Source organism: Caulobacter vibrioides OR37 (assembly GCF_000372645.1).
Classification (GTDB): domain Bacteria; phylum Pseudomonadota; class Alphaproteobacteria; order Caulobacterales; family Caulobacteraceae; genus Caulobacter; species Caulobacter vibrioides_E.
In genome coordinates, this window is record NZ_APMP01000006.1 from 112,684 (window position 1) to 132,855 (window position 20,172).

11 protein-coding genes are annotated in these 20,172 nt (G+C 67.9%); 6 read left to right on the forward strand and 5 right to left on the reverse strand.

From position 1 onward, the window contains the following. Complete coding sequence (locus tag OR37_RS07535; RefSeq protein WP_004617736.1) at window positions 1-2,520, forward strand: ABC transporter permease; 2,520 nt, start codon at window positions 1-3, stop codon at window positions 2,518-2,520. Between the two features lie 30 nt (window positions 2,521-2,550). Here OR37_RS07535 and OR37_RS07540 read toward each other — a convergent pair whose 3' ends face one another. Genes OR37_RS07540 through OR37_RS07550 form a run of 3 tightly spaced genes read right to left on the reverse strand, consistent with a single transcriptional unit; the run spans window position 2,551 to window position 7,314 of the window. After that, a complete protein-coding gene (locus OR37_RS07540; protein WP_004617739.1) occupies window positions 2,551-3,990 on the reverse strand; it encodes an SLC5 family protein in 1,440 nt (479 codons plus the stop codon). A 22-nt stretch (window positions 3,991-4,012) separates the two neighbouring features. Continuing rightward, entirely contained in the window at window positions 4,013-5,350 is a 1,338-nt protein-coding gene (locus OR37_RS07545) for an alpha/beta hydrolase family protein (protein ID WP_004617742.1), read from the reverse strand. Continuing rightward, window positions 5,350-7,314: a beta-galactosidase gene (locus tag OR37_RS07550; RefSeq protein WP_004617744.1), complete on the reverse strand. Its 1,965-nt coding sequence runs from the start codon at window positions 7,312-7,314 to the stop codon at window positions 5,350-5,352. Before OR37_RS07550 ends, OR37_RS07545 begins: the two co-directional genes overlap by 1 nt. Before the next feature lie 155 nt (window positions 7,315-7,469). Between OR37_RS07550 and OR37_RS07555 the strand changes: the two genes are divergently transcribed. Further along, a complete protein-coding gene (locus OR37_RS07555) occupies window positions 7,470-9,608 on the forward strand; it encodes an alpha-galactosidase (protein ID WP_004617746.1) in 2,139 nt (712 codons plus the stop codon). Between the two features lie 120 nt (window positions 9,609-9,728). Here the strand turns inward: OR37_RS07555 and OR37_RS07560 are convergent, their stop codons facing one another. Together OR37_RS07560 and OR37_RS07565 are read right to left on the reverse strand one after the other, a co-directional pair. Beyond that, window positions 9,729-12,470, reverse strand: a complete 2,742-nt coding sequence (locus OR37_RS07560) for a TonB-dependent receptor (RefSeq protein WP_004617748.1) — start codon at window positions 12,468-12,470, stop codon at window positions 9,729-9,731. A gap of 255 nt (window positions 12,471-12,725) precedes the next feature. Then, window positions 12,726-13,505, reverse strand: coding sequence for a DeoR/GlpR family DNA-binding transcription regulator (locus OR37_RS07565; RefSeq protein ID WP_004617750.1), 780 nt, complete (start codon window positions 13,503-13,505; stop codon window positions 12,726-12,728). A gap of 161 nt (window positions 13,506-13,666) precedes the next feature. Here OR37_RS07565 and OR37_RS07570 point away from each other — a divergent pair, with 161 nt between their 5' ends. The 4 genes from OR37_RS07570 to OR37_RS07585 all read left to right on the forward strand — a co-directional run bounded on the left by OR37_RS07570 (window position 13,667) and on the right by OR37_RS07585 (window position 20,167). After that, window positions 13,667-15,196: a glycerol-3-phosphate dehydrogenase gene (locus OR37_RS07570; RefSeq protein ID WP_004617752.1), complete on the forward strand. Its 1,530-nt coding sequence runs from the start codon at window positions 13,667-13,669 to the stop codon at window positions 15,194-15,196. A gap of 2 nt (window positions 15,197-15,198) precedes the next feature. Then, entirely contained in the window at window positions 15,199-16,692 is a 1,494-nt protein-coding gene (gene glpK, locus OR37_RS07575) for a glycerol kinase GlpK (protein WP_004617753.1), read from the forward strand. Window positions 16,693-16,945: 253 nt separating this feature from the next. Next, on the forward strand, window positions 16,946-19,177 hold the full coding sequence (locus tag OR37_RS07580) for a TonB-dependent receptor (protein WP_106404355.1): 2,232 nt from the start codon (window positions 16,946-16,948) through the stop codon (window positions 19,175-19,177). Between the two features lie 24 nt (window positions 19,178-19,201). Then, complete coding sequence (locus OR37_RS07585; protein ID WP_004617757.1) at window positions 19,202-20,167, forward strand: alpha/beta fold hydrolase; 966 nt, start codon at window positions 19,202-19,204, stop codon at window positions 20,165-20,167. Window positions 20,168-20,172 lie beyond the last annotated feature (5 nt).

The following is a 20,172-nucleotide window of genomic DNA, read 5'->3' on the forward strand; positions in this document are numbered from 1 at the left end:
ATGAAAGCCCCCCTCGCCTTCCGGCTGGCCGCTCGGGAATTGCGCTCGGGCGTGCGCGGCTTTCGGATCTTCCTGGCGTGTCTCGCGCTGGGCGTCGCCGCCATCGCCGCCGCCGGCTCGACCGCCGAGGCCTTTCGCCAGGGGCTGGCCAGCCAAGCCCGCGAAATCCTGGGCGGCGACCTCTCCTTTTCGGTCGAGAATCGCGACTTCACCGACAAGGAGCGCGCGACCTTCGACCGGTTGGGCGTGGCCAGCTACGCGGCCGGCGCCCGCGCCATGGCCCAGGCGCCCAACGGCGAGCGACGGCTGGTCAGCCTGCGCGGGGTCGACGACCGCTTTCCGCTGGCGGGCGCCGTCAAGCTGGAGGGCGCGCAGAGTCTCGCCGCCGCCCTGGCTGATCGAGACGGCCTGCCCGGCGCGGCGGTCGAACCGGCGCTGCTGGACCGCCTGGGCCTGAAGCTTGGCGACACGTTCGAGGCCGGGTCCATGACCCTGGTCGCCCGCGCCCGGCTGATCAGCGAGCCCGACGGCCTGTCTCGAGGCTTCTCGCTGGGGCCGCGCGTGCTGGTGCGTCGCGACGTGCTGGAACGATCCGGCTTGCTGGCGCCCGGCGGACTGTCCAATCGCGCGGTCAGGATCGCCCTGCCGCCCGGCCAGGACCCCCGCGCCGCCGGCAAGGCCGTCCAGGCGGCGCTGCCGGACTCCCACCTTCGAGTTCGGGACCGGCTGGACAGCGCCCCCGGGGCGCGGCGACTGATCGACCAACTGGAATATTTCCTGGGCTTCATCGGACTGGCCTCGCTGGTCGCCGGCGGTCTGGGCGTGGCCGGAGCGGTCTCGGCCTATGTGTCGGCCCGCGAGCCGGCCATCGCGACGCTGAAGGCGCTGGGCGCCGAGAGCGGTCTGATCCGCGATCTCCACCTGATCCAGATCGGCGTCCTGGCCCTGCTGGGCGTCGCCCTGGGCCTGATCGTGGGCGGCGTCGCGCCGCTGATCCTCGGCAAGATCGCGGGCTCGAGCCTGCCGATCCCCGCCCTCTTCGCGGTCTATCCCTGGCCGCTGGCCAAGGCGGGGCTGTTCGGCCTCCTGGCGGCGGCGGCGTTCTCGCTGATCCCCCTGGCGCGAGCGCGGGCGACGCCGCCTTCGGCCCTGTTTCGTCGAGCGCCCAAGGCCCGCCTGCCGGTGGGCATGGAGACGATCGGCGCGCTCCTCTCCGGCGCCGGACTGGCCGTCCTGGCCGTGGCGACCGCGCCCACGCCGCTAGCCGCCGCGATCATGATCGCGGGCGTCGCCGTCGCCTTTGGCCTGCTGGCGGTGCTCGGCCGCGCCGCCGCCTGGACGGCCGGCAAGGCGCGTGGCCTGACGCGCGGTCCGGCCAAGCTGGGCCTGGCCAATCTGGCGGGTCCGGGTTCGGCGGCCAGGACCGCCAGCCCGGCGATCGGCCTTGGCGTCGCGCTGCTGGCGTGCGTGGTCCTGATCCAGTCAGCGCTTCTGGCCCAGGTCAGCGACGTCGCCCCCCGCACCGCGCCGGCCATGGTGTTCACCGAGATCCCCGCCGACCGCGCCGCCGCTTTCGACGCCGCCGTGGCCAGCGTCACGGGACCGCTGAACGCGGACCGGTATCTCAGAATGCCCTTCGCGACGGGGCGGATCGTCGCCCTGAAGGGCAAGCCGGTCGATGTCCAGGCCATCAGGCCGTCCGAGCGCTGGGCGTTCGACAACGATATCAGCCTGTCGCTGCTGGCCAGCGCGCCTCAACAGGCAGGGACCGTCGCCGGCCGATGGTGGACCGCCGACTATGCGGGCCCGCCCCAGGTCGCGTTGAACGTCGAGATCGCCGAGGCCGCCGGCCTGAAGGTCGGCGACACGATCACGGTCCTGATCCTCGGTCGAGAGATCGAGGCCCGCGTCGCGGTGCTGCGCAAGGTGGACTTCGGCGGCTTCGGACCCAACTTCGCCCTGATCTTCAATCCCGCGACGCTGGAGGGCGCCGACCTGCGCAGCGTCGCCATCGCCCGCCTGGACCGAGATCGCGAGGCGACTTTGACCCGGAAGCTGGGCCAGGCGTTTCCGGGCGTGAACGTGATCAGCGTGCGCGAACAGCTGGACGCCGCCGCGGCCCTGTTCGATCGCCTGGCCCTGGCGGTTCGCGGCGCGGCGGCCGTCGCCGGACTGGCGGGCCTGCTGGTGCTGGCCGGCGCGATCGCGGCCGGCGCCCGGGCCCGGGCCCGCGAGGCCGCCACGCTGAAGGTCCTGGGGGCCACGCGCGCCCAGGTTTTGACGGCCTACGTTATCGAATATGGCGCGGTCGGCCTGATCGCGGGCGCGGCCGGCGTTCTCTTCGGCTTCGCGGCGGCCTGGCCGGTGGTGGTCAAGGTGTTCCAGGCCACTTGGAGCGTCGACTGGCGGGGCGTGCTGTCGCTGCTGGCGGGCGCGACCGGCGTGACCACCGTCGGCGGCCTGATCGCCGCCGGCTTGGCGCTATCCCGACGCCCCGCGCCCGTGCTGCGCGGCGACTGAAGGCCTGAGCCTCGCCGCCGCGCGACGGCTTTACGCCGCCGCCGGCTTGCGCGGGAGAATGAACTCCGCCCGCTTGCCGAAGACCCAACGGTTCAGGCTCAGCGAGAACGCCACCGTGGTCCAGAGCGTGATGAACATCATGTGGATGTAGTGCAGGGGCGTCCAGGCGAAGCTGAACACCGCGTACAGCGCCACGCCGAAGATCAGGCCCGCGATGGCGGCGCGCGGATCGACATTGCGGAACAGCAGGCCGACGATGAACACCGACAGCACCGGCATGCTGGTCAGGCCGTTCAGCTTCTGGACCAGATTGATGATGCTGTCCGCGCCGTCATAGATCGGCACCAGCACCAGCGACACGACGACGAAGGCGATGCTGACCAACATGCTCAGGCGCGGCACGTTCGGGTTCGGCTGGACATATTTCTCGTGGATGTCGCAGACATAGAGCGCGGCGGACGAGTTCAGCACGCTGGCGAAGTGGGCCAGCACCGCCGAGGCGATGGCGGCGGCGAAGATGCCAGACATCCAGTTGGGCAGGACGTGCCAGACGATCTTGCCATAGGCCGCGTCGCCCAGGTGGCCGAACAGCTTGTACGACACGATGCCTGGAATGACGACCATCGGCGGCACGATCAGCAGGCGGACGATGGTCGCGGCGACGACGCCCTTCTGGGCTTCCTTCAGGTTCGGCGCGGCCATGGCGCGCTGGGTGATGGTCTGGTTGGTCGACCAATAGAACATCTGGATGAAGATCATCCCCGTCAGCAGCACGTGCCAGGGCAGCGGCGAATTGTTGCCGCCGATCATGGTCAGCCGCTCGTGCGGGATGCCGCTGAAGTCGAAGCCAATCGCCTTCAGCGACAGGAACACCACCAGCATGCACATGCCCAGCAGCAGGATGCCGCTGAACGTGTCGGTGATGGCCACGGCGCGCAGGCCGCCGAAGATCGCGTACAGCGAGCCCGCCACCGCGAAGACCAGGGCCAGGGTCATGATCGGGATCTGCAGCCCGAACATCGACTTCATCATCAGCGCGCCGGTGTAGAGCGTGATCGGCTGGTAGATGAAGACATTGCCGACCAGAAAGATCGTACCGATCGTCGAGCGGATGCCGACGTTCTTGTACTTCTTCTCCAGAAGCTCGGTCACCGTGGTGCAGTTGTTCTTGTAGTAGATCGGCAGGAACACCCAGGCCAGGATCGACAGGCCCACCACGCCCGACAGCTCCCACCAAGCCAGCAAGGCCATCTGGTTGCCGTTCATGCCGACCAGCTGGTCCGTGGACAGGTTGGTGATGGTGATCGAGCCGGCGATGAACAGCCAGTTCAGTCCGCCGCCCGCCAGGAAGAACTCCTTGTTGCCGCCCTCGACGCCGCGGCCCTGACCCCGGCACTTCAGATAGGTGATCAGCCCGATCAGGGCGGTCAGCCCGGCGGCGATCCAGGCTTGGGTGGTTTGCAGATGCATGGCGGGGCGTTTCCGATGGTTCTTATTTTAGCGCGGCTTTGTCGGGCGCGGCGTGCATGAGGCGCAGGCCCAGGGCCCAGCGACGCTGGAAGCCGGGCCAGTATTGGGCGGTCCCGGCGTCGTTCGGCGCGGCGAAGCGATCGCCCACCGAGGCGCCGGGCGCCAGCGGCCAGGTTCCATCGGCGGCGCGCGCGGTCGCGACGGTCAGATAGGCGCCGTGCGCGGCGTCGCCCTTCAGGCGCTCGTCCAGGAAGGCGGTGATGAAATGGCGATTGATCGCCAGAATGCGATCGCGCCGCCAGACGGGTTCCTCGTGGCGCTCGATGGCCTCGAAGCTCTGGGTCTGGGCCGACGTGACGCCGTCCAGCGCGATGTTGTGGCGGGCGTTCTCGTAGACCAGCATCCGACGGTCGGCGTGGGTCAGGTTGGCGTAGAGCCAGGCGACGCCGGGGTCATAACCGCTGACGTCATCCTGGTCGCCGACGATCAGCAGAGTCGGGACCGTCACGCCCGCGAGCCCCTCGGCGCTCCAGGCCCGCAGCGGCGGCGCGCCGCCCCAGGGCGCGAGGGCGACCATCGCCTTGACGTTCCGGGGCAAGCCGGCGGCGAAGCCAGGATCAAGGGCGCTGAACGGCTTCAGCAGACCGAACGGCGCCAACTTGTAGAGCGGACCTTGCGGATCCAGGCCCGCGCCCATGGTGGTCAGCGCGCCGAAACCGCCCATGGAATAGCCGATCAGGGCCACGTCGTCCGGATCGTAGACGCCCTTCAGCGGCCCCTCCCCCGCGCGCCGGGCCAGTTCGGCGATGACGAAGCGCTGGTCGGCGACGCGGGTGATCACCGTGGTGGCGAACGAAAGCTGAGGGTTGCTCAGAGTCTTGGGCTCGAGGTCACGGTGCTCGATCGAGGCGACCACATAGCCCTTCGAGGCCAGGTTCTCGGCCAGGTCCGCGAAGCTGGTCGCCCAGTTGCGATAGCCGTGGGACAGCACCACCAGAGGAAAGTGCTGGCCGCGCACCGGGGCGGCGTCCGGATAGGCGCCGCCGGCGCGGTAGAACACGGACGGCGCGTCTGGCGTCGCTCCGGGCTGCATGTAGCGAACCTGGGCCGCGCCAGCCTTGGGTTTGGTCGAGGGGTACCAGATGGTCACCGGCAGCACGCGGTCGCGACGCGCCAGCTTGCCGGCGGCCAGGTCGCTGGCCAGCAGGTCTGGCTGGTCGGGATTGGTCAGGATCAGGGTCCGGACGCCAACCGGATAGGCGCCAGGGGCGGAAAGCGCCGGGCCGTCCGCGAGCGCCCGCGCTCGCGCCGCCAGCGGCGAGGCCAGGAGGAGCGCCAGGAAGATCCCCGCCAGGCGCATCACGCGGGCGCCTTCCAGACGGCCGCGTCGCGCGGACCGATCAGGGCGCCGCCCAGCACGAAGACCGCGCCCGCTGGCGCCGGCGCGGGGACCGGCTCTTCATTGTAATTGAAGGCGAAGGTCAGGTCGCCGCGACGACGAACCCTGACCTTGGCGTCCAGGCGCTGGGTCGCGACGCCGGCCTCGGCGCAAAGGCTTTCCAGGAAGTCGGTCAGGAACGCCCGGTCACTGAGGCTGGCGACATAGATCGCCTTGCCCGCGCGCACGATGGCCGCGCCGCCGTCGGCGTAGCGCGCCGCCACCTCGGCCTCGCCCGCCAGTTCGATCTCCTCGCGCCAGGTGGCGCTGGGATAGGTCTTGCCGTTCCAGATCATGGCGTCGGGACAGTCGGGGCGCAGGGTCTCGACCGACAGCACGCGGATCGGCAGCAGCTCGCGCAAGGCGCCGGGCGGCAGGCCCTCGGGCAGTGTCACGTCGTCGGTCTTGGCGCCCGAACGCGGCCCGAACACCACCAAGGCCGAACTGGCCTTCAGGTTGGCGATCGTCCGGGCGCTTGGCGTGGCCAGGGCCGGGATCACGACGAGGGCGTAGCCCGACACGTCGCCCTCGGGCGGCACGAAGTCGACATCCAGGCTGAGCGCGCGCAGGGCCCGATAGTGATCGAGCAGGATGTGGGTGTAGTCGTAGCTGCGGCCCTGACGTTCGATCTCGCCCAGCCATTGCGCCTGGACATCGACCATCAGCGCCACCTTGGCGCGCGCGGTCGGGTATTGATCGAGGTCCAGAGCCGCCAGATCGCGCACGACGGCCTCGATCTCCGGCCAGGCGGCGGCTTGGCTGCTATCCGGGCGCAGCAGACCCGCGTGCATCTGCTCCTGGGCGAACGGCGCCTGACGCCAGCGGAAATAGCTGACCACGCCAGCCCCGTGGGCGAAGGCTTCCAGGGTCCACAGCCGCACCATGCCCGGCGCCGGGCGCGGATTGTGGTTGGCCCAGTTCACCGGCCCGGGCTGCTGCTCCATGATCCAGAAGGCGCCGGGCGCGAGACCACGCGTCTGATCGAAGAAGAAGGTCCCGAAGTCCGGATGGCCCGTGCGCATGTAAGGCCGGAAGACCTCCGCGCCGTCGCCGGCCATCAGCAGGTCGGTGCGGCCCAGGGGATAGTTGTCGTAGGCGGCGAAGTCGAGGTCGGCGGCCAAGGCATGATTGTCGACCCCCGTCTCGTTCATCGGGATGAAGTTGTGGGTGACGAACTTGCCGGGCGAATGGGCGCGCAGGATCTTCACCTGGGCGTCGTGGAAGGCCACCACCTGGTCGGACGAATAGCGGCGATAGGCCATGCGGTGCGCCGGGTTGGTCTCGGTGACCGCGTCGACCGGCAGTTCGATCTCGTCGAAGCTCCGATACTCCATCGACCAGAAGACATTGCCCCAGGCGGTGTTCAGCGCGTCGATGTCGCCATAGCGCGCCGCGCACCAGGCCTGGAAACCCGCCTTGGCGGCCGGCGAGGCGCTGAGGGTGGTGTCGTGACAGCTGATCTCGTTGTCCGTCTGCCAGCCGGCGACATACGGGTTATGGCCATAGCGTTCGGCCAGAGCCAGGGTGATGCGATCGCTTTCGCGCCGATAGACCGGGCTGGAGAAGTCGTAGTGACGCCGCGAGCCAAAGCCCCGAACCCGGCCTGTCTCGGGGTCGACGGGCAGGATCTCGGGATGACGGTCGATCAGCCACTTGGGCGGAGTCGCCGTCGGCGTGCCGATCACGACTTTCAGACCGGCCTCGCCCAGGATCTGGATGATCTCGTCGAACCAGGCGAAGTCATAGACGCCGGGCTCGGGCTCGAACCGCGACCAGGCGAACTCGCCGATCCGGACATAGGTCAGGCCCAGCGCCTTCATCCGGCGCGCATCCTCGCGCCAGAGGCTGGTCGGCCATTGTTCCGGATAGTAGCAAACGCCAAGCATGGTTTCCTCCGACGCATCGCTTCGCGCGACATCGATCGTGGCGACGCGCGAAGGCCGCCGCTTTTCCTTCGATCGTATTTATCCTACAAAAAAACAGCGTCAACCGTTCCGCTTTGGACGCCTGTTTAATTCACGCCCGAGTCAAAGGCACGTCGATGTCCGCTTCCCAGTCCGCCCCGTTCGTCAGGCTTGATGGCAAGGCCACCAGCCTCATCGTCGACTGCCGGGGCGACGCGCCGGCCGTGCTGCACTGGGGACCGCGCCTGGCGGCGGATCTGGACCCGATGGACCTGGTCCTGATGGCGACCCGCGAGGCCGCGCCCTGCTCGCCCGAGGTTCCGCCGCCGCTGGCGCTGACGCCGCTGCTGGGCCAAGGCTTCCCCGGCGCGCCGGGCCTGCGGGCGCATCGCGACGGCCAGGGCTGGGCCACTTTCACGCGGATCGCCAGCGTGGACGCGATCGCGCCGGGCGTGGCGGAGATCGTCTCGGTCGACGACCACAACGGCCTGCGATTAGTCCACCGCCTAGCGCTGGCGCCCGACCAGGACATCCTCGTGGCCTCGACCCAGCTGACCAATACCGGCGCGCGCACCCTGGAGGTCGAGGCCTGCGCCGCCCCGACCCTGCCGCTCCCGCCTGAAGCCTCGCACCTGATCCATCTGGATGGACGCTGGTCGGGCGAGTTCCAGATGCGTCGCACGCCGTTCGGCCAGGGCGCCATGGTCCGCGAGAACCGTCGCGGCCGCACCTCGCACGACGCCTTCCCAGGCCTGATCGCCGAATGCGCGCCGGCCAGCGAAGCGACCGGCGAGGTCTTTGGCTTCCACCTCGGCTGGAGCGGCAATCACCGCATCCATGCCGAGACCCTGTCGGACGCTCGCGCCTTCGTGCAGATGGGCGAGCTGTTCATGCCGGGCGAACTGCGGCTGGCGCCGGGCGCGACCTATGACAGCCCCAAGCTCTACGCCGGCTATTCCGATGGGGGTCTGAGCGGCCTCTCCCGGGCCTATCACGACTTCGTTCGGGCGCGTCCCGAACACGCGCGCCTGCGGGCCAAGCCGCGTCCGGTGCATTACAACACGTGGGAGGCGGTCTATTTCGACCACGATCAGGACCGTCTGGCCCAGTTGGTCGACGCCGCCGCCGCGATCGGGGCCGAGCGGTTCGTGCTGGACGACGGCTGGTTCAAGGGTCGACGAGACGACACCGCCGGCCTGGGCGACTGGCATGTCGACGAGGAGATCTATCCGAACGGCCTCAAGCCGCTGGTCGATCGCGTCCTGGCGGCCGGCATGGAGTTCGGCCTGTGGGTCGAGCCCGAGATGGTGAATCCGCGAAGCGACCTTTTCCGCGCCCATCCCGACTGGGTGCTGGGCTGCCCGCCGGCCCCGCAGCTGTCGTTCCGCAACCAGCTGGTCCTCGACTTCGGCCGGACCGAGGTGCGGGACTACATGTACGACCGCCTGGACGCCCTGCTGACCGAGCATCCGATCGCTTACCTCAAGTGGGACATGAACCGCGATATCAGCCACCCCGGCGGACAGGACGGCGCGCCGGGCGCGCACGCCCATGTGCTGGGTCTGTATGCGGTTCTGGATCGCCTTCGCGCCGCCCATCCGGCGGTCGAGATCGAAAGCTGCGCCTCGGGCGGCGGCCGGGCCGACTTCGCGGTGCTGGAACGCACCGACCGCGTCTGGACCTCGGACAGCAACGATGCTTTGGACCGCCTGTCGATCCAGAAGGGCGCGTCGCTGTTTCTGCCCGCCGAACTGATGGGCGCCCACGTCGGCCCGACCGACTGCCATATCACTGGCCGGCGCGTGTCGATGGCCACGCGGGTCTCCACCGCGCTGTTCGGCCACTTCGGCATCGAGGCGAACCTGCTGGCGCTGACAGACGAGGAGCGCGCCGAACTGGCCGAGGGCGTGGCGCTGCACAAGGCGCTGCGCGGCCTGATCCACACGGGCGACCTGCATCGCCTGGATCGTCCGGCCAACGAGAACGCTTTCGGCGTCGTCGCCACGGACGGCTCCGAGGCGGTGTTCGCCTACACCCTGATCCGCGAGCAGGACGCCTATTTCGCCGGCCGTCTGCGCTTGGCGGGCCTGGACGCCGATGCGCGCTACTCGGTGCGTTTGGTGTGGCCCAAGGCGCTGACCACGCGCTCTCCGCTCGTCGACACGCTGCGCGAAGGGGTCGTGCTGGACGGTCGCAGCCTGATGTGCGTGGGCCTGCAACTCCCGCGTATGCATCCGCAGGCCAGCTTCATCCTGCGCCTGACGCGACAGGGCTGAGACCAGAAGCAAAAAAAGGGCGGGCTTCGCAAAGCCCGCCCCTCGCAAGTTGGGGAAGAAACGCGCCGCAGGCGGCGCCGGACACGGCCGGAGGCGACAGGCGCCCCCGACCGATCTTGGTTAGAACTTCGCGCGAACGCCGACCGCGTAGCGCGGACCGGTCTCGACGAGGCTCAGGAACTGGTTGGCGTAGAGGCCATAGGTCTGGGTCTTGGCGTCGTTGAGGTTGGTGCCCTCGACGAAGACCGAGAAGTTGTCGTTGATCTGGTAGGTCGCCTGGGCGTCGAACTGACCGGCGGTCTTGGTGTAGATCGGCAGACCGCCCGTCGAGTTGGACTGGGTCGACAGGAAGCCGTCGCGGTGGTTGTAGGCCACGCGCACCTCGATCGGACCCTTGGCGTAGAACAGCACCGCGTTCTGGCTGTTGCCCAGGCCTTCCAGGGCGAAGCCGGAGTCGTTGGCGCTGGACTTCACGAAGGTGGCGTTCAGAGTCACGCCCAGACCGTCGAACGGCGCGGGCAGGTAGTCCATGGTGTGCTGGAAGCCGACTTCCAGGCCGTAGACGTTGGCGCTGCCGACGTTGCGCGGACGGCTGACATTGAAGGTCGCCTTGCCGCCCGAGAACGCCGCCAGATTGGCCGAGTTGCTGATCGTGAACACTTCCGGCGCGCTGCTGACGACGATGAAATCGTCAAGCTTCTTGTAGAAGGCGCCGACCGTGAAGAAGCCCGACTTCTGATAGTACCACTCGTAGGAGACGTCGAAGTTGGTCGACTTGTAGGGCTTCAGGTCCGGATTGCCGCCGCTGGCCGACAGGTTGCCTGGGCGGGTCGAGATCAGGTTCAGCTGCGGCGCCAGATCGGTCAGGTTGGGACGCGTCACCGTCTTGGAGGCGGCGAAGCGCGCGACCATGTCGTCACGCAGGTCCATCTTGACGTTCAGGCTGGGCAGGAAGTCGTCATAGCTCGAGGACTTCGACACCGGCGAGGAACCGGTCAGGGCCGCGTTGTACAGCGTGCTGTCGCCGGCGATCGGCGTCAGATCCAGCAGGGTCTGGGTCTGGCCGCTGGAGGTCAGCTGGGTGTGGACATAGCGCACGCCCAGCGTCGCGCTGGTGGGCAAGCCGCCGATATCGCCCGCGAAGTCGGCCTGGATGTAGCCGCCCGCGACCTTCTCATGCACGTTGTAGGAGCTGGACTGCGGCGTGGCGGCGAAGCCGTTGGTCTTCTGCAGGGCGGCATAGGACGTGCCGACCGGCTGGCCCTTGACCACGTCCTCGGCGTTGGCGGCCGCCTGGCTTTCTAGGAACTTGAAATAGTCCTCGGAATTGAAGCTCAGCCATTGGCGCGGGAAGTTGCCGCCCTCGCCGTCCAGGAAGCCGCTGGGGGCGAAGCTCTTCAGCAGGCCCGCCGGCACGGAGACGCCGTAGCCGCAATAGGTGCACCAGATGTCCGAGCTGGACTGCACCAGCTGGTTGGTCTTCTTGCGATCGGTGTAGATGCCGCCGACGCGGACGGCCGTGAAGTGTTCGTAGTCGGTCTTGAAGGTCGCATCGAGGCGGTTCTCATAGACCTCCTCGCCGTAGTTCGAACCCTGGCGGGTAGCGAAGTGGGCCTTACCCACCGCGTTCGGGTCCGAATAGCTCTTGCCCGTCGTCAGGGTGGGCAGGCCGCCGGCGGTGTTGTCGAAGTGGACGGTGTTCGGGATGCCGACGACGGCGAAGATCTCGTTGCCGCCGTTGTTGTTCTCGGCCTTGGACCACGAGCTGTCGAACTTGACGTTGATCAGGTCGGTCGGATTCCAGTCGGCGTTGAAGCCCAGCGCCTTCAGGTTCGTCGGGCGGTTGAACGTCCGCGAGACGAAGTCGGAGTGGGCGTCGGCGTTCTGGTCGAAGGCCACCACCGTCTTGTTGGAGTCCAGCTTCACGTTGCTGATGCTGCCCGGCGAGAAGTAGTGCCCGACCTGGCTGGTGTTCGATTTGACGGTGAACTTGTTGTAGATGCCGTCGACCGTGAAGGTCAGGTTGTCCGTGGCGCGATACTGAACCGTGCCCGTGACCGAAGTGCGCTTGCGATCCTCGGTGTCGGAATACTGGTTATAGTCCTGCGGCATGTAGACGGTCTGCCCGCCGACCGACGTGGCGTAGTAGCCGCTGGTGTTGGCGGAATCGATCCGCGCCTTGCGCTCTTGGAATGAAACCGAGCCCAGCACGCCCAGGCGGCCGTCCATGAAGGTGTTGCTATACAGGCCGAAGAGGTTCGGCGAGGCCTTGCCCGACAGATCCTCGTAATTGCCCTGGGCCGATAGGACGATGCGCTGGCCCTTGCTGTCGAACGGGCGAGCGGTCTTCAGATTGATGGTCGAACCGATGCCGCCTTCCTGCAGCGCAGAATTGGTCGTCTTGTAGACGTCGGCGCCCGAAATCAGCTCGGCGGGCAGCATGTCGAAGCTGAACTGGCGACCGGGGTTTTCGGTGGCAAGGGTGCGGCCGTTCAGCAGCAGCTCGTTGAACGACGGTCCAAAGCCGCGGACCGTGACGAAACGGCCTTCGCCGCCGCTACGATCGATCGAGACGCCGGTGATGCGCTGCAGCGACTCGGCGACATTGGTGTCGGGGAACTTGCCCAGGTCTTCCGAGGCGATCGAGTCGACGATCACCGACGAGTTGCGCTTGACGTCGATGGAACGGTTCAGGCTGCCGCGCAGGCCCGTGACGACGACTTCCTCGACCGTGGTGTCTTGCGAGGGCGCGGTTTGCGCCTGGGCGGCGCCGGCCAGCATGGCCAGGCCAATCGCGCTGGCGCCCATCATCAGCTTAAGGCCAAGGGTGCGGCTCCGACCGCCGTCGCTCTTGCAGATCATTGTTCCCTCCAGAATGCGGAAAGGTCGCCTCGGCGCGGCCGTGCGATCTCATTCTTCGCGCCGCGTTGGCGGTGCATTAAAATGATAAATCACAGGAATGACGATCGAGCAAATGATCTTTCGTTTGCGTTGCGAATTTGGCGCGCGGCGAAAGCAGCGCGCCGCGAGGGTCAAGGGTTCTGAAACAAGGGGATGCGCCGGGAAAAGGTTGAACGCCGGATAGGCGTCGGACGCGTCGGCACGGCCGGATTGAATCTAGAGCGACGGATTCGGCGCGGCCTCGATGACCCGAACGCCGCGGGCCTTGCATTTAGCGGCCAGGTCGGGGCTTTCCAGCCGGTCGGTGACGAAGACGTGGACGTCGCCGATATGGCCGATCCGCACGGGCGCCGGACGCCCCAACTTCTGACTGTCGGCGACCAGGATCACCCGGCGGGAGCTCTGGATGATGGTCTGAGAGACCTGAACCTCGTTGATGTCGAAGTCCAGCAGCGAGCCGTCCTCATCCATGGCCGAGGCGCCGATGATGGCGAAATCGACCTTGAAGTTGCGGATGAAGTCGACCGCGAAAGCGCCGACCGAGGCGCGGTCGGCGCTGCGCACGCGCCCGCCCACCACGATGACCTCGATGCCCGGCGACGGGGCCAGGATGTCCACGACATTGAGATTGTTGGTGATTACCAACAGGCCCGACCTCCCCGCCAGCGCGCGGGCCACCTCCTCGGTCGTGGTGCCGATATTGATGAACAACGAAGCCTGCTCGGGAATCAGGGCCGCCGCCGCCGCGCCGATCGCCTCCTTGGCCTCGCGGGCCAGGACGCGACGCGCCTCGTATTCCAGATTGTCGACGCCGCCGGTCGCGATCACCGCGCCACCGTGCACGCGGTTGAGCATCCCCTGGTCGCAAAGATCGTTCAGATCCTTGCGGATCGTCTGGCGCGAGACCTGCAGGCTGTCCGACAAGGCCTCGACCGTCACGCGTCCGCTCTTTCGGGCGAACGCGAGAATCGCTTCGTGACGTTGCTCGATGGCCATCGACGCACCTCCGATCCCCGCTTAGCGCGGCGGCGGCCGTGTTGACCAGCCCGGGGGCGCCGATAGCGCGCATTGAGCGAAAAGGGTTTCGTTTTTAAATTTCGTATTTTCGCTTTTTCGTATATCTCGAAAACATAATTCGCGATGGAGGCGCGTCAGGCATGGAATACGACCTTCTGGTGGTCGGCGGCGGCGTCAACGGCGCGGGCATCGCGCGCGACGCCGCGGGGCGCGGCCTTTCGGTCTTGCTGGTCGAGCAGAACGACCTGGCCAGCGCGACCTCTTCGGCCAGCACCAAACTGGTGCACGGCGGCCTGCGCTATCTGGAATATTACGAGTTCCGCCTGGTCCGCGAGGCGCTGGAAGAGCGCGAGACCCTTCTGGCCATGGCCCCGCACATCATCTGGCCGCTGCGCTTCGTCCTGCCGCACGCCCATGCGACCCGCCCCGCCTGGCTGGTCCGATTGGGCCTCTTCCTCTACGACCACCTGGGCGGCCGCAAGCGATTGCCGGGTTCGCGCGGCCTGTCCCTGACCGGCGCGCCCGAGGGCGCTTCGCTGAAGACGCAGTACCGCAAGGCCTTCGTCTATTCCGACTGCTGGGTGGATGACGCCCGCCTGGTGGCGCTGAACGCGATCGACGCGTCCGAGCGCGGCGCGGTGATCGAAACGCGCACCAAGCTCGTCGCCGCCCACCGCGTATCCGACGGCTGGGAGGCCCGGCTGAGGGCCCAGGACGGCGGCGAACGCCAAGTTCGCGCCCGCGCCATCGTCAACGCCGCCGGCCCGTGGGTGTCGGAGGTGCTGAGCGGCGGCTTGAACGTCACCACCGGCAGCGGCGCGCGGCTGATCAAGGGCAGCCATATCGTCGTCCCGCGCCTGTTCGAGGGCGACCAGGCCTACATGCTGCAAAACCCCGACCGCCGGATTGTGTTCGCAATCCCCTACGAGGACCGCTTCACGCTGATCGGCACCACCGATGTGGCCTGGGACGCGCCTCCGGGACCGGCTCGTATCGACGCGGCCGAGGTCGACTATTTGTGCGACAGCATCAATCGCTACTTCGACCGCCAGCTGACGCCCGCCGACGTGGTCTGGAGCTATGCCGGGGTGCGTCCGCTGTTCGACGACAAGGCCGACAGCGCCTCGGCCGTCACCCGCGACTATGTGCTGGAGGTCGACGCGGCCGAAGGCCACGCGCCCGTGCTCTCGGTGTTCGGCGGCAAGATCACCACCTATCGCCGTCTCGCCGACCACGCGCTGGAAAAGCTGGCCGAATTCTTCCCGCAGGCAGGCCCCTCGTGGACGCGCGGCGCGGTTCTGCCGGGCGGCGACCTGCCCGATCTGGACCGCACGGCCCTGGCCCGCGCCCTGCGCACGGAGCATCCCTTCCTGCCCGAGGATCTGGCCTTCCGCCTCGCCCGCTCCTACGGGACCCGCGCCCGGCGGATCCTGACCGGCGCCAAAAGCTTGTCCGACCTGGGCGAGGACTTCGGCGCCGGACTGCGCGCGGGGGAAGTCGACTATCTGGTGGCGCACGAATGGGCCCGCACCGCCGAGGACATCCTCTATCGCCGCAGCAAGCTAGGCCTGCACCTGCCGCCGGGCGGCGCTGAGCGCCTGGAAGCCTATCTGGCGGGCAAGACGACGACCGAGGCCTCGCGCCCCGCCCCCCTGTCGGCCGAGGCGTGACCGTGACCCGCTATATTCTGGCCATCGACCAAGGCACGACCAGCACGCGCAGCATCGTCTTCGATGATCAAGGCGCGGTCGCGGGCGTTGATCAACGCGAATTCGCCCAGAGCTATCCGGAACTGGGCTGGGTCGAGCACGACCCAGAGACCATCTGGCGCGACGTCGTGGACACGGCCCGGGCCGCCCTGGCCAAGGCCGGCGCGGACGCCAGCGCCGTCGCCGCCATCGGCGTCGCCAACCAGCGCGAGACCGTCGTGGTCTGGGACCGCCGCTCGGGCCAGGCCATCCACCCCGCCATCGTCTGGCAGGACCGCCGCACCACCGACGCCTGCGAAGCCCTGCGCCTGGCGGGTCACGAGGATCTCGTCCAGGCCCGAACCGGCCTGCGCCTGGATCCCTATTTCTCGGCGAGCAAGCTGGCCTGGATCCTCGACCACGTGGCCGGCGCTCGCGAGGCGGCGAAGCGCGGCGACTTGGCGTTCGGCACGATCGACAGCTTCCTGCTCTGGCGCCTGACGGGAGGGCGCGTCCACGCCACCGATGCGACCAACGCCTCGCGGACGCTGCTGTTCGACATCCATCGCCAGGTCTGGGACGAGGACCTGCTGGCGCTGTTCGACATTCCCGCCGGCCTGCTGCCCGACGTGCGCGACAACTGCGCCGATTTCGGCGAGACCGAGGCGGATCTGTTCGGCGCGCCGATCCCGATCCGAGGCATGGCCGGCGATCAGCAGGCGGCGCTGATCGGTCAAGCCTGCTTTGGCCAAGGCATGATCAAGGCCACCTACGGGACCGGCTGCTTCATGCTGATGAACACCGGCGCCCAGCCGGTCGTTTCAAACACCCGCCTGCTGACCACCACGGCCTATCGCCTGAACGGTCAGCCGACCTACGCCCTGGAAGGCTCGATCTTCGTGGCCGGGGCGGCGATCAAGTGGCTGCGCGACCAATTGGGCCTGATCGTGCGAGCCTCGGACACCTCCAGCCTCGCCACCAGCGTGCCCGACGGCCACGGCGTCTACATGGTCCCAGCCTTCGTCGGTCTGGGCGCGCCCTATTGGGATCCGCAGGCCAAGGGCCTGATCCACGGCCTGACCCTGGACGCCTCGGCCGCCCACATCGCGCGGGCCGCTCTGGAGTCCGTGGCCTTCCAGACCCAGGATCTGGTCGAGGCCATGTTCGCCGACGGCGCCTCGCGACCCAGCGCCCTGCGCGTCGATGGCGGCATGGCGGCCAATGACTGGCTGTGCGCCTTCCTGTCGGGCGTCATCGACGCGCCGGTGGAACGGCCGGTCAATGTCGAGACCACCGCCCTGGGCGCGGCCTTCCTGGCCGGCCTGGGCGCGGGCGTCTGGCCGGACCTGGCGGCCATCTCGCAAGGCTGGCGACTGGATCGGCGCTTCGACCCGGCCATGACCCCTGACCAGCGCGCCCAATCCCTGGCCGGCTGGAAGGACGCGGTGGCGCGCGCGCGCCTTCGCCCCGCCGGCTGAGGCTTATCCGCCGCCCGCGCCAGCGGCTTCCCGAGGCGCTCGGCCATGACCCCCGCGCGACGCCCCGTCGCGCGGAATAAAATCGCGCGGCTATTCGAGATTCTTCCGTCACACATGAACGGCGATTAGAGAACCTTGGTTCTCCACAAGGAAATCTCGGTTTCAATCTCAACAAGATCACTAGGAATTATAAGGACGAACAAAAAAGCGACGCCCCCATTCAGGTCGGCGTCGACAAATGGGGATCTCAGTCGTGATCAAGCGTCTTCTCATCGGAACCGCGATCGGCGCCCTGGGCGCGGGCTTCGCCGGCGGCGCGCTGGCCGAGGCGGTCGCGGACTCGCCCAAGGACACCGCGGTCGAGCAGGTCATCGTCACCGCCCAACGGCGCGAACAGTCGGCCCAGGACGTCGGGGTGGCCCTGTCGGTCATCTCCGGCGACCAGTTGGCCGCGCGCGGGGTCGCCACGGTCAACCAGCTCCAATACGCCACCCCCAGCCTCGAGATCACCCCACAGTTCGGCAGCGGCCAGCCCAGCTTCCGCCTTCGCGGGGTCGGCTTTGACGACTACGCCTCGAACAATTCCTCGACCGTCGGCGTCAGCGTCGACGAGGTCGCCTACCCGATCCAGGCCCAGACCCAGGGCCTGCTGTTCGACATCGCGCGGGTCGAAGTGCTGCGCGGCCCGCAGGGCACGCTCTATGGCCGTAACACCACCGGCGGCGCGATCAACTTCATCACCAACCGCCCGACCCCGTCGCTGAGCGCCGGCGTCACCGCCGAGTATGACAGCCACGACGAATTCAAGGCCGAGGGCTACGTCTCCGGCCCGCTGACCGACACCCTCAGCGGCCGCCTGGCCATTGTGACCGACCAGGGCGGCGCCTGGCAGAAGAACCGAAGCACCGGCCAGAAGCTCGGCGACAAGGACACGACCTCCGCGCGCGCCCAGCTGGCCTGGAAGCCGAACGACAAGGTCGATGTCCTGCTCAGCGCCCACGCCGGATACGACAAGTCCGAGCCGACCGGGCTCTATCTGTTCAATCCGCTGAGCTATAACGCCAGCCTGCCGACCATCCCCGCCGACACCGATCGCAAGGCCACGGGCTGGGGCGGCTCGAGCGCTTTCGCGGCCCTGACCGGCATCGCGACCAACGCCAAGCCCTTCCACGACACCACCAGCCGCGGGGTCTCGCTGCGGGCGCACGGCGATTTCGACAGTGTCGATCTCGTCTCGATCACGGCCTTCGAAAAGCTGCGCCGCAAGGAATATAACGACTGGGACGGCTCGGCCTACGCCTACGCCGGGACCTATTTCGACACCAACGCCAAGGTGTTCTCGCAGGAGGTCCGCGCCTCGTCGAAGTCGGCCGGGCCGCTGCAATGGCTGGTCGGCGCCTACTATTCACGCGAGACCCTGGACGAAGCCTTCTATTCGGACTTCTGGCAGTCGCTGCTGTTCGACACCCGGACCACCTACAATCAGAAGGTCACGTCGAAATCGGTCTTCGGCCAAATCGAATACGCGTTCGCCGACAGGCTGAAGCTGATCGCCGGCCTGCGCGCGGAGGACGAAAAGCGCGAGCAGTTGAACTTCGTCACGGCCGGCGTCTTCGCGCCCGGCGCGCCGGCGACCAATTTCAGCCCCACCGCCAACAAGCGCCTGCACAACAAGCCCGTGACCGGCAAGCTGGCGCTGGAATACCGCCCGATCGACGGCGTGCTGCTGTACGCCAGCGCCAGCAAGGGCACGAAGTCCGGCGGCTTCACCTCGTACAATGTCGGCGACGCCAAGGCGGTGGCCGGCTTCCGCCCCGAGACCCTGTGGGCCTACGAGACGGGCTTCAAGTCGAGCTTCGCCGACAATACCGTTCAGCTGAACGGCTCGGTCTTCTATTACGACTACAAGAACCAGCAGGTTCAGTCGGCGATCTACGACATCAACAACGGCCCAATCGGCGCCATCGTCAACGCCCAGAAGTCGCACATCTATGGCGGCGAACTGGAGCTGACCTGGCGTCCCGTCCCGGCCCTGCGGATCGGGCAGTCGCTGGGCTACAAGACCGGCAAGTTCGACAAGTACACGAACGACCTGGACATTCCCGCCAGCGTCGCGGCCAAGAAGGCGGTCTATATCGACCGCACCGGCGCCAAGGTCGGCTTCCCGCCGCTCAGCTACGGCGGCGACGTGTCCTACACCTGGGCCGTCGGCGATTATCAAGTCGAGGCGCAGGGCAACTACGCGTTCCATGACAAGGTTAAGCCCCTGCTGCTGGGCTCGCGCTACGACGTCGACAGCTACTGGCTGGCCAACGCCAGCCTCACGGTGTCGCCGGCCAAGGGCCCCTGGGCGCTGACCGCCTTCGCCCGCAACCTGTTCGACAAGAAGTACGATCTGACGCGCAACTTCTTCCTGCCGCTGATCGACATCGCCGCGCCTGGCGAGCCCGCGACCTATGGCGTTCGCGCCCAGTATCGCTTCTAGTCGTCTGGTTCGGGAGCGCCGCGCATGTTGAAGACCCTGTTGCTGATCCTGGGCGGCCTCGTTGGCCTGGTCGTCCTGGCCGGCCTTGTCGGCTGGCTGCTGCTGCGCGGCCCCGACATTCCCTACCCGGCGCTGGAGGCGAAGTACGCCACCAAGGCTTCACGCTACGCCGATCTGCCCGGCGGCGTGCGCCTGCACTACAAGGACGAAGGCAAGGCCGATGGTCCGCTGCTGGTTCTGGTCCACGGCTTTGGCGACAGCCACTTCTCGTGGGAGGGCTGGGTCGCGCGGCTCGGGGACCGCTATCGGATCATCACCGTCGACCTGCCCGGCCACGGCCTGACCCGCGCGCCGGACGGCTATGTCGCCTCGGCCGATGGCTTCGCCGACCTGATCGACGCCCTGGCGGCGAAGGAAAACCTCCCGAAGTTCGCCATCGCCGGCAACTCGATGGGCGGCGGCGTCGCCTGGCAGGTGGCCGTGCGCCATCCCCAGCGCGTCGACGCCCTGATCCTGGCGGACGCCGCCGGCTGGCCGACCACGACGCTGAAGAAGCCACCCCTGGCCTTCAAGCTGCTGAAATATTCCTGGGGCCGCGCCTTCCTGCGCTCGATCGACAACAAGCCGCTGATCCGCTCGGGTCTGCGGGGCGAGGTCGGCGATCCGACGGTGATCACCGACGCGTTCATCGACCGCTGGGCCGAGCTGCAGCGCGCGCCCGGCCACCGCGCCATCCTGATGTCGATCCAGCCCGGAAAGCACAGCCAGGCGACCACGGACGTGCTCGCGACTATCAAAGTCCCGACCCTGGTGCTGTGGGGCGAACTCGACCCGCTGATCGAGGTCGCCGCCGCCCACAAGTTCGCCGAAGCCATCCCGGGCGCGCAGCTGATCATCTATCCGAAGGTTGGCCATTTGCCCCAGGTCGAGATCCCTCAACGCACGGCTGACGATACGGCCGCCTTCCTCGCCAAGGCCGGCGTCCGCTAGAGTTC